Origin of the sequence: Paenarthrobacter aromaticivorans (genome assembly GCF_019038615.1) — a bacterium.
GTDB classification, from domain to species: domain Bacteria; phylum Actinomycetota; class Actinomycetes; order Actinomycetales; family Micrococcaceae; genus Arthrobacter; species Arthrobacter aromaticivorans.
In genome coordinates this window covers 251,820-268,161 of sequence record NZ_JAHOPC010000005.1, presented here as the reverse complement: position 1 = coordinate 268,161, position 16,342 = coordinate 251,820, and the positions used below count along the sequence as shown (strand labels likewise).

The following is a 16,342-nucleotide window of genomic DNA, read 5'->3' as shown; positions in this document are numbered from 1 at the left end:
CAATACCCACACCGATTCCGACAACGCCCCACAACACCAGCACCGCAAACCTACGTAGGAATCAACCTCCCCGAACCAAACAAACAACCAACCCACTGACTCCACACAGCTTGACAGCCTGCGCAAATACCCGTTGGACGTGAGAGAACGTCCGGAAAAACCCCGCGGGATGTGAGAGAGGGTTTGCAGCAGCGGCGGGCATCCGGAAGCGTGCGTCAAAGGCGAGGAACGAGCAGCACGCGGAGGATGCGCGCCGCTGCGCCGCCGGCTGCCACTCGCCAACTGCCGCTCGCGACGGCAACACCGCTGGCCGCGCCCTACTCGCCGAGGATTTCGGCGGCCTCCAGCCACTCGAGTTCCAGGCCCTCTTTCTCATCGAGCAACTCCTGCAGCTTCGCGTTGAGCTCACCCAGGGCATCGAAGTCGCCGGATTCGGACTTCGCGGCCATTTGGGTGTGGAGCTTTTCTTCCTGCTGGGCTATCTTGCCGAGCTGGCGGTCGATCCTGTTGAGGTCCTTGCGGGCCTCACGCTTTTCGGCCTCGCTGGCGCCGGAAGCAGCACCAGCCGCGGATGAACCGCTGGCGGCAGTCGGCGCACCGGATCCCCCGCCGACAGCGCCGGAGGCAAGTGCCGCTTCACGCAGTTCAAGGTATTGGTCTACGCCGCCGGGTAAGCCACGCAGTTTGCCATCGCCCAGGAGCGCCATCTGATTGTCCGTAACACGCTCAAGCAGGTACCTGTCGTGGCTCACCACAACCAGCGTCCCGGGCCAACCGTCCAGGACATCTTCGACGGCGGCCAAGGTGTCGGTATCGAGGTCGTTGGTGGGCTCGTCGAGCATCAGTACATTGGGCTCCCCTACCAGCAGGCGGAGGAGTTGGAGCCGCCGGCGCTCACCACCGGAGAGGTCCGAAACGGGTGTCCACTGCTTTTCCTTGGTGAACCCGAGTTGTTCCACGAGCTGTCCGGCGGTGAATTCCTTGCCACCCACGCTGAAGGAGCGCTTTTCGCGTTCGATGACCTCAATGACGCGAAGGTCCGAGACGTCGTCGAGCTCCTTCACGTCCTGCGTGAGCACGGCGGTGACTACGGTTTTTCCGCGCTTCACCTTGCCGGAACTCGGCTGGATTTCGCCGTTGAGGAGCTTGAGCAGCGTGGACTTGCCGGCCCCGTTGACGCCCACCAAACCAAGTCGTTCGCCAGGTGCGAGCCGCAGGGTGATGTTGTCGAAGAGTTTCTGCCCATCGGCCCCGTCGAGGAAGTCCAGGCTCACGTTCTCAAGGTCCAGCACGTCTTTGCCCAGGCGGGCGGTGGCCATCTTGCTGAGGGCCACGGAGTCCCGGGGATCGGGCACGTCAGCAATGAGGTCGTTGGCTGCTTCGATCCGGAACTTCGGTTTTGCGGTTCTGGCGGGGGCACCGCGGCGAAGCCACGCCAGTTCCTTTTTGACGAGCTGCTGGCGCTTGTTTTCGACGACCGCAGCCATCCGGTCCCGCTCGGCGCGCGCCAAAACGTAGGCGGCGTATCCGCCGTCGAACATGTCCACCATGGCGTCGTGGACTTCCCAGGTGTAGTTGCAGACTTCATCAAGGAACCAGCGATCGTGCGTGACCACCAGGAACGCGCCTTGGTTGGCGCGCCAGCGCGTCTTGAGGTGCTTTGCCAGCCAGGCCACGCCTTCGACGTCGAGGTGGTTGGTAGGTTCGTCCAGCATGATGACGTCGTGGTCTTCGATGAGGAGCTTGGCCAGCGCGACACGGCGCTTTTGCCCGCCGGAGAGTGCGTGCACGTTGGCGTGCCAGTCGACGTCCCCAACCAGCCCGCCCATGACTTCGCGGATCTTGGGATTGGCAGCCCATTCGTGGTCAGCGCGGTCGCCAACGATCGCAGCGCCCACTGTCAGGTCGCCGTCGAGCACGTCGCCTTGGTCGAGGTAGCCGACGTTGACGTCCCCGCGTTTGGTGACGCGGCCGGAGTCGGGCGTCGAGCGCAGGGCGAGCAAACGCATGAGGGTTGATTTTCCGTCACCGTTGCGGCCAACCATGCCGATGCGGTCGCCATCCTCCAAACCGAGGGTTACGCCGTCGAGGACAGTGCGGGTCGCGAACGAAACGGTGAGGTTTTCGCCGCCAAGCAGGTGGGCCAATGGGTACTACTTTCTACTGCTGGAATGCGGGAGCTACTAAAGGAGGGTATCGGAGATGATCCGGGCGCCGGGCACAGGTCCGTGGACGGCAACTGCAGTGTGGCCTCGATGGGTCAGCTCTTCAGCGAGGACGCTGGCGGACACCGAGTCCCTGACAAGCAGCGCGATGGTGGGTCCTGAGCCGGACACCATCCCTGCCAGCGCACCCCGGGCTTCGCCCAAGCCAATGGTGTCCCTCAGCTGCGGGGCAAGCGCGATGGATGCCCGCTGGAGATCATTGATCAGCACCCGGCTGAGGGCCTCGGGATCGCCGTGGCGCAGGGCTTGGAGGATGGTGGGGTCAACGTCAACGGGCTCCGGGATTTCTACTCCTTCGGAGTCGCGGAGGCCGTCCAGTGTGTGGAAGACGTCAGGTGTGGAGAGTCCGTAGTCGGCGAATACCAGCACCCAGTCCATTTGTGCCTTCGCCAGTGCGGGCGACAATTTGTCGCCAACACCGAGTCCGACGGCGGTCCCGCCTAGGAGCGAGAAAGGAACGTCTGCGCCCAGTTCGGCTGCCAGGTGAGCGAGTTCTTCGCGGGAAAGCCCGCTGTTCCACAGGGCATCGCACGCAAGCAAGGTAGCGGCGGCGTCGGCGGAGCCCCCACCCATCCCTCCGGCAACCGGCACGCGCTTGGTGATTTCAAGGTGGACGCCGGTTGGTTTCTCGGAGAGCTCAGCCATGATGGCTGCCGCCTTGTAGGCCAGGTTGCTTTCGTCCAGGGGAATTTCGACGCCGTCCAGGTCCAGCGTGCTGTTGGGGCTGATGCTGACGGTAATTCCGTCAGCCCCGGTGCTGGTGGCCGCCACTTCTTCGTACAAGGAAACGGCCAGGTAGACGCTTGCCACGGAGTGGTAGCCGTCGGGGCGCAAAGGACCGACGCTCAGGGAAACGTTGATCTTCCCGGGCGCTTTGACCCGGACAGTCCGGGCATGGAAGCGATCGCCCACGTATGGCAGGCCGCTGGGTTTGCGGGTGTTCGGACTCATGCGTCCGCTGGGTGGCGGGCTTCGGCAATCCGGACGTAGGCAGAAATGTCCAAGACCTCGCCCCGGGCTGTGGGATCAACGCCTGCGGCGACAAGGCATCGTTCGGCCTCTGCCGCGCTGCCTGCCCATCCAGCCAACGCTGCACGGAGGGTCTTTCGACGCTGGGCAAAAGCGGCGTCAATGACAGCAAACACCTGCTCCCGGGTGGCATGGGTTGCGGGTGGGTCATGGCGCGTAAAGGCAACGAGTCCTGAGTGGATCTTCGGAGCAGGCCAAAACACGTTCATGCCGATCACGCCGGCCTTGCGCATGTGCCCGTACCAGGCAGCCTTGACCGAGGGAACGCCGTAGATCTTGCTGCCGGGAGTTGCTGCCAGGCGGTCTGCGACTTCGTCCTGCACCATGACCAGTCCGTGCTGCAGGCTCGGGAAGTGTTGCAGCAGGTGAAGCACCACGGGGACGGCCACGTTGTACGGGAGGTTGGCCACGAGTGCTGTCGGCTGAACTGGCAGTTCCGTGACCCTCATGGCGTCCGAAAGGACCAGGTGGAAGTTCTCTTCTGCCTCTGGCCGCCATGCACGAACGGTTTCGGGGAGCTTCCTGGCGAGCACGGGATCAATTTCAACGGCCACAACAGTCTTGGCCGCATCGAGCAGCCCAAGAGTCAGGGAGCCAAGGCCCGGGCCCACCTCAAGCACGGTTTCCCCGGCGTCGATATTGGCGGCTGAGACAATCCTGCGGATCGTATTACCGTCAATGACAAAGTTCTGGCCCAACGTCTTGGTGGGGCGGACACCGATTTCCTCGGCTAACCGTCGGATGTCTGTGGCGCCCATCAAAGGCACGACGGCGGCGGGTTCGGAATTCGGTTCAGTCACCTAGGTATCGTATCGCCTGTGCGGGGTCACGCTGCGTACGCGCAGCCCCAGTCGCTGAGGCCGTTCCTGGCGTAGAGGCGGTTGGCGATATCGATCTGCTGTGCTTTGGTGGCAAGGTTGGCGGTGGGGGCGTAGGCGCCGCCGCCATTGGCCAACCAGGTGGGGCTGGAGAACTGGAGACCGCCGTAGTATCCGTTGCCGGAGTTGATGGACCAGTTTCCGCCGGACTCACACTGGGCGATCCTGTCCCACATAGCTTCGTTCGGTGCGCCGGTGGGACCACTGGAAGTGGCAGCCTTGGCAGCGACGGGGCGTGCCTTCGTTCCGACCGCAATCTTTTCGGTAACGGGCTGGGTGGTGACATTGCTGGATACAAGGGTGCGGGAAGCTTCACGGCCATCCACCAGGACCAGCTTGAAGGTCTTCACAACGGAACCTGCGACGCCCTTTTGGGTCACTTTCTCGTCGCCCTTGTAGAGTTCGGCACTTTCGGTGCTGACGCTGTCGAACGGCACTTCCTCAGTGGCTTCGGCGGTCTTGCTGGTGTCCACGCGGGAGACCTTGATCACCATGTCCTGGATGACCGGTGCGTTTCCGGGCTGGGAGACGCGATCGCTGGCGCCCAGGGTGACTCCGGCATCCTTCAGGACGCTGGCGACGTCCGGCGCCGTCGTGGTGGTGCTGGTGTCCTTGCCGTCAGCTACCAAGCTGATCGTCTTGGGTGTGGAGATGGAAACGAAGGAGCCCGTGACAGCCAGCGAAGCGTCCTTCGGCTGGGAGATTTCGGAGGAGCTCGCAACTCCCAGTTCACTCACCAGGCCGGCAACATCCGGTGCGTTGGTGTTGACGGTCTTGCGGGCGCCGTCCAATTCTATGGAGACGGCCTTGGCGAGATTGATGTTGACTACCGAACCGTTTTCCACCTGGGTACCAAGATCCGGTGAAACACGGTCTGCGTCCTTCAGCTCGACCTTGGCTGCTTTGACCACTTGGTCAACCGTGCCGCCGAAGGTCTGGATGGAACTCACCTTGCCATCAACGTTCAAGGTGATTGTCTTGTTGTTGCCGACGAACGCGACAACACCGACCACCAGCGCTGCAACAACCAGCAACTGGGCACCGACTTTGAGAAAGCTGAACTTGCCATCCGTTGTGAAGAACTTGATCACGATTGCCCATAACTCTCAGACCATCCGGGCACGGGGAAAAGCGCAAAAAATAATGCCAGCCGCAAAACTGAGGGGCCAGGCAAAAAAGCCTGGTCCCACCTCTGCTGCCGGCATCTGCGCCGCCAAATACATTCAACTAAAGAGCCCGGACGGATCCGGACCAGTTTTCCGAAGGCCTTCCCCGACCCCGGCTACTTGTTGTACACAGTAACCGATCTGTTATAAACGGACCAAGAATTCTGCATACCGGGTATTCAAACGAGTTCACATCCGAAGGGCTTCAGGGCTGACGATCAGCCCCAGGATCCGTAGGCATTTACGGTATTTTCAGCCAGCCTGGCGCAAAGTTCCGAAAGGTCATTTTCTGTCACTTCCGCCATCGAGCGAACTGTGTACGGCACCATGTAGCTCGCATTTGGCCGGCCACGGTACGGGTGTGGCGTGAGGAATGGCGAATCTGTTTCCACCAGGATCCGGCTGGGCTCCGCAATAGACAACGCTGCCCTAAGGTTGCCGGCATTCTTGAATGTCATTGTCCCCGCAAAGGACATGTACCAGCCATTGTCATTGCAGGTGCGGGCGAGTTCCTCGCCACCGGAGAAGCAGTGGAAAACTACCCGCTCGGGGGCGCCTTCCTCGTTCAGCACCTGCACTACGTCATCGTGGGCGTCGCGGTCGTGGATCTGCAGCGTGAGGCCAAGCCGCTTGGCGATGTCGATGTGCCTTCGGAAGGAATATCGCTGATGTGCCAGGCCCTCGCCGTGGGTTCGGAAGAAGTCCAATCCTGTCTCGCCGATGGCACGGATCCGCGGATGGGCGGCCAGTTCTTCGATCTCTGCCAGCGCCGATTCCAGTTCCCCCCGCCCGGCGTAGATAGGTGCGTCGTTGGGGTGGATGGCAACGGCTCCCAGCAACCGGTCATCGGCCTGTACAGCTTGCACCGTGAAGCGCGACGATTCCAGGTCGCAACCAACTTGGATCGCCCCTTGGACACCAACCGCTTCGGCGGCATCCATGGCGTCCGCAACGCCGACTTCGATCAAACCGTGCCGGAAGTCCAAGTGGGTGTGGTTGTCCATTACCGGGACGGGAAGCGGTTCCGGGGCTGGCGGGTACTCTTTGCGGGAATCCGATGCTTCTGTTGCACCGGAGGACGCGCGGTAGGGAGCGGGGGCGAGGGAATTGCACATGTTCCCACCTTAATCGGACCGCGGTCCCCTGCGCTTCGAGACAAATTCCAGTTGGCACATAAATTCGCGGAGCACTATGTCAGGGACGGCCAAAGTCTGGGTAGTCTGGAACGGACAGACGGCCGACACCGGCGTTGGCCACGGCTGAAGGGCAATCCATGGAGTCCAAGCGACAAGTCACCGTTGAACCTTCCCCACTTCAGGGCGAGGCGTACAGTGCGCTGCCCCGGGATGCCGCCTTGCTCAATGGACACAAGCCGCAGGTCATGGACGCCGAACGATTCCACGATGCCAGCGAGCGCATCCTGGCATCCATTGGCAAGGTCATCGACGGCAAGGCGGACGCTGCAAAGCTGGCATTGACAGTCCTCCTGGCCCAGGGCCATCTCCTGCTGGAGGATGTGCCCGGTGTTGGCAAGACCCTGTTGGCGAAGACACTGGCCCGGACCGTGGACTGCACGGTGTCCCGTATTCAGTTCACCCCGGATTTGTTGCCATCGGATGTGACGGGCGTGTCCATCTACAACCAGTCTTCGCGGCAGTTCGAGTTCCGGCCGGGTGCCGTGTTCGCGAACATCGTGATAGGCGACGAAATCAACCGGGCCTCGGCCAAGACCCAATCCGCGCTCCTGGAGTGCATGGAAGAGCACCAGGTGACGGTTGACGGCCATTCGTACCAGCTGGGATTGCCGTTCATGGTGGTGGCAACGCAGAATCCCATCGAAATGGAGGGCACTTATCCGCTGCCCGAAGCCCAGCGCGATCGCTTCATGGCCAGGATTTCCATGGGCTATCCGGACACGGATGCCGAGATCGAGATGTTGGAAACGCATCAGGCAGCCTCTCCCCTCATCAACGTGACCCCGGTGGTGACAGCGGCCGACGTGGCAGCGATGATTGCCTCCGTGCGGCAGGTCTACGTATCCACGGCCATCAAGGAATACACGGTGGCGATTGGCCGGGCCACGCGGGAAAGTGCCCGCCTTCGACTCGGCGCAAGCCCGCGGTCCTTGCTGCAGTTGTTGCGCGCCGCGAAGGCCACGGCAGCTTTGGATGGACGCGATTTTGTCCTTCCCGACGACGTCGTGGACGTCGCCGAATCGGTGCTGGCCCACCGCATCATCCTGGACCGCAAGGCCGCGAGTTCCGGCGATACGCCCCAAACCGTCCTGCGGGGCATCCTCGCTTCCCTCCCGGTTGCCCAGGAACCGCCTGGCGCGTGGCGCAGGGACAAGCAAAGCGCATAGGAGACAGCGGGCATGGCACTCGTGGATCGGCTCCCCAAGCATTTGTTCACCAGCCGCGGATGGGGATTGCTCGCCGCCGGGGTGGTCTCGCTGGTCTGCGCTTACATTATGGGCAGACGTGATCTCCTGACTCTGGCCGTCTTCTTGTTCATCCTGCCACTGGTTGCCCTGGCCGGTGTGCGGGTGTTGAAACCCAAGTTCCAGGTGTACCGGGAATTCAATCCCTCCACCGTGGAAACGTCCACGGCCACCACTGTTCGCCTGGCGGTTGCCCGCTCCACGTTCTCCACCGGTCACGTGATCATGGAGGAACAACTTCCTCCACGGTTCGGCGATCCGCCGGCTTTCCGCTTCCCGGCCCGGTCTGCCACCGGCGGCACCAGCCGCTACGAATACCATCTGCGTTCCGGCAAGCGGGGACAGTTCCGGATAGGTCCTGTCACTGCCGAGTTCAGCGACCCCTTCGGCTTGTCGCTGCGGCGCCATGCGATCGACGACGGCGACCTCCTCACCGTGACGCCGGCCGCCGTCGAACTTCCCGTAACGGGACTCGCCGGGGCGCGTGGGAACGATGGCGTCACAGCTACCCGTATCAGGGCGAACCCCAGCGACGACGACATCATGACCCGCGAATACCGGCATGGGGATCCGATGCGCCGTGTCCACTGGCCCGCCACGGCGCGGCACGGACAGCTCATGGTGCGTCAGGAGGAATCGGTCACCACTCCGGAAGCCACCATCATCCTTGACCAACGATTCGCGGCCTTTGCGTCCGGCAGTGGCTCGGTTTTCAGCTCTCACGACGACGACTCCGACCTCGTGACCAGCCCGAATTTTGAGTGGGTTGTGACAGCCGCAATGTCCATCAGCGCGCACTTGGCCGAACGGAACTACTCGCTGCGCGTCCTGGACGCCTTCGGCAGCCCGGCCTTCATCCGCTCGCCGTCGGCACCGGACCCGGGCGTGGAAGAGTTCAGTGGCGCCGCCGGCCTTCATGCCATTGCCGAAGGTTTGGCCGCCATTGAGTTGAGCGGACCAAAGCACCACTGGGTTGACCACCACAGGGCGGGTGAAAACAGTCCGGAACATTCCCGGCGCACCCCTGAACCCAGCGGTTCCATGCCTAACCGCTTTACCGGGGCATCGGAGGTACACGGCCAGGAAAACGTTGATTCCGTCTTCGACGACCGCCTCATGGACAAGCTCGCTGCACATCGTTTGCGCGGCCCGCTCCTTGCCTTGCTTGGCAATCTGACCCTGGCCGAGGCCAAGGCGCTTGCTCCGGCGGCCGGCTATGGCGCCAACGCCTTCGCAATAGTAGTAACGGACCCTCAAAGCAGCACCGAGTCCCGCAACCATGAGTTCCGCATCCCCGACTCACGCAACCCGGACTCCCGAAATAAGGACGATGTCCTGGAAACCTTGAGGCAAGGCGGCTGGAAGGCTGTCTCCGTCACGTCGAAGACACCACTGACAGCGGCCTGGTCAGCCTTCGACGAAGGCGGCCTGCTGGTTGCTGCAAGCGCGGCAATGGACGTACGGCGCGGAGCGGCGGTGCCGCGATGACCGCCACGTCCCATCGTGGGTCCCCCGCGACGTACCGGGGAGGCCCGTCCCAGCAGGTTCCAAGCGGAGAAGCGCCCGGCCCCACTCCACCTCCACGCCCCCAGGCTCCCGGCCTCTACCCTTGGATCATGGCTGGTTCCGTGGCCGTCGCCGTTCTCGGTGCGGCCCTCTCCCTGAACGGAGTCTTCAGGGGCTGGGCCTGGTTCATGCCCCTGATCACCACCGTTGTAGCGGTGGCCCTGACGCTTGCCATCCTGCGGACCCTCCGGATCCAGCCCTTGGTTACCACGCTGGGTGCCTTGGCAGCGTTGGCCGGGATACTCAGTTTCACGTTCTGCCGGCAGGACAGCTTCCTGGGCTTTATTCCCACCACCGGGACCTTTGCCGCGGTAGGCCGGCTCATCAAGCGGGCCGCCGAGACGGTTGTGTCAGAGAGCGCTCCGGTAGCCCCAAACGCGGGGATTGTCTTCATCACTTGTGCCTGCCTGGGTCTACTGGTGATCCTGATCGATGCTTTGGCCGTCCCGCTATCGATGCCGGCAGCCAGTGGAGTCGGGCTCATTGCGGTCATGGTGGTTCCTGCAACCATCAAGCCGCAAAGCGTAGGTGTCGCAGGATTCGTTGGGGCCACAGTGGGATATCTGCTCATTCTTGGTTGCAGCCATTGGTTCGCCCCTGACGCCAGGCTGCAGTCCGGAGCACCACGAAGTTCCGGCCAGATCAGGCGCTCCCTGGTGACGGGGGCACTGGCTCTGGGTTTGGCATTGGTTGTTCCGCTGGCCATTCCGGGGTTTGAAACCGGCACCTTCCCGCAGGGTTCACGGCTGAGCCCATGGGGTACCTCGAACGGCCTCAATCCGATGATCACATTGGGTAACAGCCTCCGGAGTCCCACGGGGGCAGGACGCATCACGTACTCCACCAGTTCCAGTGCAGCCACCTACCTGAGGTCCGTCACTGTTGACCACTTCGACGGCGAAACCTGGGCACCGGATGACCGCTCCGCCACACGGCGGGCCGGGGTGGACCGGATAGAGCCGGGTTACTCCATCCAAGGTGAAGTCGTGAACGCGGTGACGTCCATCAACGCGGGCTTGTTCACCAGCCCGTACTTACCGGCACCGTTTGCCCCGGTGTCCGTAAACGGGCTGAACGGCCGTTGGACCTGGGATCCGGCCACCCTCAGCATCATGAGCACGGAATCGAGCACACTGGCCCAACGGTATGTGGTGTTCTCGGCCGCCCCCAAGATCACGGCACAGGCCCTGTCCCAAGCCACGGGTAAGCCAAAGTCCATTTCGGACGACTTCCTCCGCGTTCCAGGGAACCTGCCAAGCATTGTGCGCCAGACGGCGGAGCAAGTCACGTCTTCGGCAGGCAACAACTACGCCAAGGCACTGGCCATCCAGAAATACTTGCGCTCCAGTGAATTCACGTATTCCCTTCAGGCTCCGGTGCAAAACGGGTATGACGGTAACGGGTTGTCCGTGCTGGCGGACTTCCTGGCGGTCAAGAGCGGCTATTGCGTCCATTTCTCCTCCGCCATGGCGGTGATGGCCCGCGTGGAGGGCATCCCCAGCCGCATCGCGGTGGGGTACGCACCCGGCCGGCTGACGGGCGAGACCGTGGCTTTGGTTGGCCAGGGATCGTTCCCTGAGTACGAGGTAGACGCCCGTGATGCCCACGCGTGGCCCGAGCTCTACTTCGAAGGACTGGGATGGGTGCCCTTTGAGCCGACTCCGTCGCGTGGCGTTGTTCCGGAATATGCCACCGAGTCCTCGGTCCCGGGCAGCCTGAGCACCAATGCTGACGAGAAGGACGTTCCAGGCACCGCAGTGACGCCTCCCCCGAGCACCGTTCCGCTGCCGGGAGGTGACGCGCAAACTGCTGGCTCTGCGCCAAGCGACCCTCTGCCAACGGTTATTGGCACGATTGCGGCAGTGCTGTTGCTGACTGCTTTCCTTGGCTCGCCGAGGTTGAGCAGGGTAGTCCTGCGACGGCGCCGGCTAAACCCCAAGGAACCACCGGATCGTGGATCACCGGGGCACCAAGACTCCGCAGCTCTCGCATGGGCAGAGTTGCAGGACCTCGCCACGGACTATGGCGTACCGTCCACGCCCAGTGAAACGCCAAGGCACTTTTCTTCCCGACTCCGATCAAGTTCCATCCTGGGTGAGGCCGGGGGTCTCGACGACGCCGCCCACGCCGCCGTCGCTTCGCTCACCGCGGACTTCGAACGGCAACGTTATGGTCGCCCCATGGAGTCTTCCTCGCCGGCGGTGGCCCGGATCGGCGTCGTTCGTGAATCGTTGCGGAACAATACCAGCTGGCTGGTCCGCTTCCGTGCCACCTGGTTGCCGCCGTCACTCATGCGCCGGTGGTTCCACGCACTCGGTGCCCCTTTCCGCGCTGTGGGGTCCCTGTTCCGGCGGGCGGGACAAGGGATTTCCAGATCGTGGCGCGCGCTCAGGGGACTTCTTCCGCAACGCCGATAAGGCCGCAATCCCATCGTGGGAACAGCAAAGGGCCCGACTCCGGAACTTATGTCTCCGGAGCCGGGCCCTTTGCTCGTCTCTACCGTTCTTGTTGCGAGAGCGATGGACGGGACAGGACCTGGTTTTTGTACAGGACCTAGTCGGCGTAAGGGTCGGCGATACCTACGTACTGGGTGTAGAGGTACTCTTCGATGCCTTCGGAGCCGCCTTCGCGGCCCAGGCCGGACTGCTTGACGCCACCGAACGGCGCCGCGGCGTTGGAGATGACGCCGGCGTTGAGGCCGAGCATGCCGGTCTCAAGCTTCTCGCTGACCCGGAGGCCACGGTTGAGGTCCTTGGTGAAGACGTAGGCAACCAGTCCGTATTCGGTGTTGTTGGCCAGGCGGATGGCGTCGTCTTCGGTGGAGAACGTGACGATCGGGGCCACAGGTCCGAAGATTTCTTCCTGGAGGATGCGGGAGTCTGCGGCGACGTTCTTCAGAACGGTGGGCTGGTAGAAGTAACCCGGACCGTCGACGGCGGCACCACCGGTGACTGCCGTGGCACCTCCTGCTACGGCTTCGGTGACGAGGGCGTGAACGCCATCGCGGGCCTTGCCGTCGATCAGCGGACCAACCTTGGACTCCGGCTCAGTACCGCGTGCGGTGGTGAGGGAGCCGATCTTCGCAGCGAACTTCTCGGCAAAGGAGTCGGCGATGGACACGTGCACAATGAAGCGATTTGCTGCGGTGCAGGCTTCGCCCATGTTGCGCATCTTGGCGGCGATGGCGCCTTCAACGGCCTTGTCCAGGTCAGCATCCTCGAAGACGACGAACGGTGCGTTGCCGCCGAGTTCCATGGAGGTGCGCAGGACCTTGTCCGCGGCTTCGCGGATCAGGGCCTGGCCTACCGGGGTGGAGCCGGTGAAGGATATCTTGCGCAGGCGGTCATCCTTGATCAGCGGTCCGGTGACAGCACCGGCGGTGGAGGTCTGGATGACGTTCAGGACACCTGCGGGAAGGCCGGCTTCCTGCATCACCTGCGCGAAGAGCAGGCTGGTCAGCGGCGTCAGGTTCGCGGGCTTGAGCACCATGGTGCAGCCAGCGGCTACAGCCGGGGCTACCTTGCGGGTGGCCATGGCCAGCGGAAAGTTCCACGGGGTGATGAGCAGGCAGGGTCCAACCGGCTTCTTCTGCACGAGCAGGCGGTTCTTGCCATCCGGTGCTGCGGAGTAGCGGCCGGACACGCGCACGGCTTCCTCGGAGAACCACCGCAGGAACTCAGCCCCGTAGGTTACCTCGCCGCGGGCTTCTGCCAGCGGCTTGCCCATTTCCAAGGTCATGAGCAGGGCGAAGTCCTCGGCGCGCTCAGTCACGAGCTCGAAGGCACGGCGCAGGATCTCGCCGCGTTCGCGCGGAGCGGTGCGGGCCCAGTCAGCCTGGGCGGCAGCGGCGGCGTCCAGGGCGGCGGCACCGTCTTCAGCACCGGCGTCGGAGATGCTGAGCAGGACCTTGCCCGTAGCCGGGTCCTCAACATCAAAAGTCTTTCCGGATCCCGCCGGACGCCACTGACCGTTGATCAGCAGGCCGGTGGGGACGGAAGCCAGCAGTTCGCTTTCGCGTTCAACCGTGACAGTCATGGCGACTCCTTCGTCTTGGGTGCATTGGAGGGTTGCACCACTAGGGTTCCTTGCCAGAATTGGCTTGAATTACTGCCACGGTACTGCCATGCAAGAAGCAGTGTCTACGCCTTCACGCACTGCCATACGCCCGCCAAATTGTGCAGCTGCACAGGGACGATCAGCGCGCCGCCAGCACTGCCGAATACAGCTCCCGCTTGCTGACGCGGGCATCATCCGCCACGGCGGCAACGGCTTCCTTCAGCCGGATTCCTTGGGAGATGAGCTCATTCACGGCAGCTACATGGTCTTCCGGTTTGCCGGGAGCCTGCTCGGGAGCGCCACCCACAACCACGGCAATTTCACCGCGGACTTCATTGTTTTCTGCCCACTCCAGGAGCTCGCGCAGAGTTCCGCGGATGACCTCTTCGTAGGTCTTGGTCAGTTCACGGCAAACAGCCACCCGGCGTTCCGGGCCAAAACGCTCGTGCAGCGCCCGAAGCATCACTTCAAGCCGATGCGGAGCCTCGAAGAACACCATGGTGCGGCGCTCGTCAACCAAGTCCGCCAAGCGGGAATTCCGCTCGCCCGACTTCCGTGGCAGGAAGCCCTCGAAGCAAAATCGGTCTGTCGGGAGCCCGGAAAGCGCCAGAGCCGTCAGCACAGCGGAAGGTCCCGGTACGGCAGTCACAGTCAGGCCAGCGGCGACAGCTCCCTCCACGAGACGGAAGCCAGGGTCCGAAACTGCCGGCATTCCGGCGTCGCTGACCATCAGGATGGTTTTGCCGGCCCGCACATGCTCCAGCAGTTCACCTGTCTTGGCTACCTCGTTGTGTTCGTGATAGCTGATGACGCGCCCGGACACCTCCACGCCCAAGGCCTGGACCAGCCGATGCAGGCGGCGCGTGTCCTCCGCTGCAACGATGTCCGAGGTCGCCAGGAGTTCGATCAAGCGGGAGGACGCATCGCCCACGTTGCCGATAGGAGTGGCAGCAAGCACAATCCTGCCGATTGCTGTGGTTGCGCTCGTGTTGGTACCCGCGTCCAGTTCCTGGGCCGCGTCCGGTTCATAAACCGCCGATCCATCATCAGAGGGGGCTTCGTCCGGGGTGCTGTGTTGTTCTTCCACCTGCCAAGCCTAATGCCGCGCGCAGTTCAACGCCGCAGTAAGGATGGAACGGTAGCATGGGCGGGTGAGCCAGTCCCCCGTTCCCACCACCGATTCCGGAACCCCCGCAGTGTCGGCACTACCTTCCGGAGCCACGGACGTGGCGGCAAGCAACGGCTCCGGAGAGCCAACCCAGACAACAGCTGTCCGGGCAACTACTTCGTGGCGGCCTCCCTCCGGACAGGGCGATTCAGACGGCAGCAGACTGACTGCCGGACGCGGGCTGGCGGGCCACCGCTGGATCGCCAGTCCCGCTGCGGCCTTCACGGTGGGCGCCCTGACATCTCGTCTGATCGGCGGGATCCAAAGCTGGCGGGATTACCCGCCCTCGCTGCGTTTATGGTTCTGGTTGATTCCCACCATTACGGCCGTCATCGGCGGAATCCCGCGCTTCTTCCGTCTTGAGGTCCCACACAGCCTGGTGTTCGACGAAACGTATTACGTCAAGGACGCGTATTCGTACCTCGTCAGCGGATACGAACGCAGCTGGCCGGCCAACGCGAACGATTCGTTCAATGCCGGCCATCCTGACATCCTGCTCAACACCCCGGAGTACGTGGTTCATCCTCCGGTCGGGAAATGGATGATCGCCTTCGGCATGTGGTTATTTGGGGCTGACAATCCGTTCGGCTGGCGTTTCGGTGCCGCCCTGACCGGGACGCTCACCGTCTTCCTGCTGTCGCTCATCGCGCTGAAGCTCTTCCGTTCCCACACCCTTGGCGCAGTGGCCGGGTTGCTGCTCGCCATTGACGGCCACCATATCGTGTTGTCGCGAACGTCCCTGCTGGACATCTTCCTTGCGTTCTGGCTCCTTGCCGCCTTTGGCGCGTTGCTGTTGGACCGCGACGACGGCCGGCGCCGCCTCGCTTCAAGGCTTGCCGCCCGTGCGGCTGCTTCATCCGACGGCCGACCCTCGGCCACGCAACTGTTGACCGGCCCCTGGCTGGGGATGCGTTGGTGGCGCCTGGTTGCTGGGATTTGCCTCGGCCTGGCCGTGGGCACCAAATGGTCTGCCCTGTTTTTCGTGGCGGCGTTCGGCTTGTTGACTGTCTTCTGGGACATGAGTGCCCGCCGCACCGCCGGGATCCGCAGCTGGCCGAGTGCAGCGGTCATCAAGGATGGCCTTCCGGCTTTCCTGACCATTGTCCCGATCGCCGCAGCCACCTATGTTGCCACGTGGACCGGCTGGTTCCTCTCCAAGGATGCCTACTACCGTCAATGGGCGGCCACCAACCCGGCACCCGGGTGGGATTGGCTGCCCAATTCCGTGCGTTCCCTGGCGCATTACCACCTGGAGGCGTACAAGTTCCATCAGGGCCTCAGCGCTGACCACCCCTACGAATCCAGCCCCTGGACCTGGCTGGTCATGGGCAGGCCCACCTCGTTCTATTACCAATCGCCCAAGCAGGGAACTGCTGGCTGCATTGCCGAGACCTGTTCCTCGGCCATCCTGCCCGTAGGCAACCCCATTGTGTGGTGGGGCGGCACCATAGCCTTGGTGATCCTGCTCTTCTGGTGGGCAGGCCGGCGGGATTGGCGCGCCGGGGCCATCCTCGTTGGAGTCGCGGCTGGATACCTGCCGTGGTTCATGTACCCCGAACGCACGATGTTCATCTTCTACGCAGTCTCCTTTGAACCGTTCCTGGTGCTGGCCCTGACGTATGTTCTGGGGTTGGTGCTGGGCCGCAGCAGCGATCCTCCCTGGCGTCGGAGATCCGGACTCTACATAGTGGGGTTGGTTGTGGTGCTGGCCGTACTGGCCACAGCGTTCTTCTATCCTGTGCTGACCGCCGAAGTCATCAGCTATCAGGAATGGCGGATGAGAATGTGGATGCCATCGTGGATCTAGGAGGAGG

General features: G+C 63.1%; 11 protein-coding genes. 4 read left to right on the top strand and 7 right to left on the bottom strand.

Annotation, left to right across the window (positions count from 1 at the left end; genetic code table 11):
• Nucleotides 1-317 precede the first annotated feature (317 nt).
• The 5 genes from KSW38_RS11025 to KSW38_RS11005 all read right to left on the bottom strand — a co-directional run bounded on the left by KSW38_RS11025 (nt 318) and on the right by KSW38_RS11005 (nt 6,413).
• Complete coding sequence (locus tag KSW38_RS11025) at nt 318-2,147, bottom strand: ABC-F family ATP-binding cassette domain-containing protein (protein ID WP_216924963.1); 1,830 nt, start codon at nt 2,145-2,147, stop codon at nt 318-320.
• 36 nt (nt 2,148-2,183) lie between these two features.
• Entirely contained in the window at nt 2,184-3,176 is a 993-nt protein-coding gene (locus tag KSW38_RS11020) for a 4-(cytidine 5'-diphospho)-2-C-methyl-D-erythritol kinase (protein ID WP_216924962.1), read from the bottom strand.
• Entirely contained in the window at nt 3,173-4,054 is an 882-nt protein-coding gene (gene rsmA, locus KSW38_RS11015; RefSeq protein ID WP_216924961.1) for a 16S rRNA (adenine(1518)-N(6)/adenine(1519)-N(6))-dimethyltransferase RsmA, read from the bottom strand. Before rsmA ends, KSW38_RS11020 begins: the two co-directional genes overlap by 4 nt.
• Before the next feature lie 26 nt (nt 4,055-4,080).
• On the bottom strand, nt 4,081-5,223 hold the full coding sequence (locus KSW38_RS11010; RefSeq protein ID WP_216924960.1) for a resuscitation-promoting factor: 1,143 nt from the start codon (nt 5,221-5,223) through the stop codon (nt 4,081-4,083).
• Between the two features lie 293 nt (nt 5,224-5,516).
• A complete protein-coding gene (locus KSW38_RS11005; protein WP_216924959.1) occupies nt 5,517-6,413 on the bottom strand; it encodes a TatD family hydrolase in 897 nt (298 codons plus the stop codon).
• Nucleotides 6,414-6,571: 158 nt separating this feature from the next.
• On the opposite strand from KSW38_RS11005, the gene KSW38_RS11000 reads away from it, so the two are divergent.
• Genes KSW38_RS11000 through KSW38_RS10990 form a run of 3 tightly spaced genes read left to right on the top strand, consistent with a single transcriptional unit; the run spans nt 6,572 to nt 11,721 of the window.
• Complete coding sequence (locus tag KSW38_RS11000; protein ID WP_216924958.1) at nt 6,572-7,660, top strand: AAA family ATPase; 1,089 nt, start codon at nt 6,572-6,574, stop codon at nt 7,658-7,660.
• A 12-nt stretch (nt 7,661-7,672) separates the two neighbouring features.
• Complete coding sequence (locus KSW38_RS10995) at nt 7,673-9,226, top strand: DUF58 domain-containing protein (protein WP_216924957.1); 1,554 nt, start codon at nt 7,673-7,675, stop codon at nt 9,224-9,226.
• Entirely contained in the window at nt 9,223-11,721 is a 2,499-nt protein-coding gene (locus KSW38_RS10990; RefSeq protein ID WP_216924956.1) for a transglutaminase TgpA family protein, read from the top strand. The genes KSW38_RS10995 and KSW38_RS10990 overlap by 4 nt, the downstream gene beginning before the upstream one ends.
• A 136-nt stretch (nt 11,722-11,857) precedes the next feature.
• Here KSW38_RS10990 and KSW38_RS10985 read toward each other — a convergent pair whose 3' ends face one another.
• The gene (locus KSW38_RS10985) at nt 11,858-13,339 is read right to left on the bottom strand and encodes an NAD-dependent succinate-semialdehyde dehydrogenase (protein ID WP_216924955.1); all 1,482 of its coding nucleotides are present in this window, start codon (nt 13,337-13,339) and stop codon (nt 11,858-11,860) included.
• A gap of 160 nt (nt 13,340-13,499) precedes the next feature.
• Entirely contained in the window at nt 13,500-14,366 is an 867-nt protein-coding gene (gene rsmI, locus KSW38_RS10980; protein ID WP_254186382.1) for a 16S rRNA (cytidine(1402)-2'-O)-methyltransferase, read from the bottom strand.
• Between the two features lie 325 nt (nt 14,367-14,691).
• On the opposite strand from rsmI, the gene KSW38_RS10975 reads away from it, so the two are divergent.
• On the top strand, nt 14,692-16,335 hold the full coding sequence (locus tag KSW38_RS10975) for a dolichyl-phosphate-mannose--protein mannosyltransferase (protein WP_428982383.1): 1,644 nt from the start codon (nt 14,692-14,694) through the stop codon (nt 16,333-16,335).
• Nucleotides 16,336-16,342: the final 7 nt, after the last annotated feature.

Coding starts and splice junctions, on each gene's coding strand:
- KSW38_RS11020 (WP_216924962.1), bottom strand. CDS start 3,176: ATGAGTCCGAACACCCGCAAACCCAGCGGCCTGCCATACGTGGGCGAT.
- KSW38_RS11005 (WP_216924959.1), bottom strand. CDS start 6,413: ATGTGCAATTCCCTCGCCCCCGCTCCCTACCGCGCGTCCTCCGGTGCA.
- KSW38_RS11000 (WP_216924958.1), top strand. CDS start 6,572: ATGGAGTCCAAGCGACAAGTCACCGTTGAACCTTCCCCACTTCAGGGC.
- KSW38_RS10995 (WP_216924957.1), top strand. CDS start 7,673: ATGGCACTCGTGGATCGGCTCCCCAAGCATTTGTTCACCAGCCGCGGA.
- KSW38_RS10990 (WP_216924956.1), top strand. CDS start 9,223: ATGACCGCCACGTCCCATCGTGGGTCCCCCGCGACGTACCGGGGAGGC.
- KSW38_RS10985 (WP_216924955.1), bottom strand. CDS start 13,339: ATGACTGTCACGGTTGAACGCGAAAGCGAACTGCTGGCTTCCGTCCCC.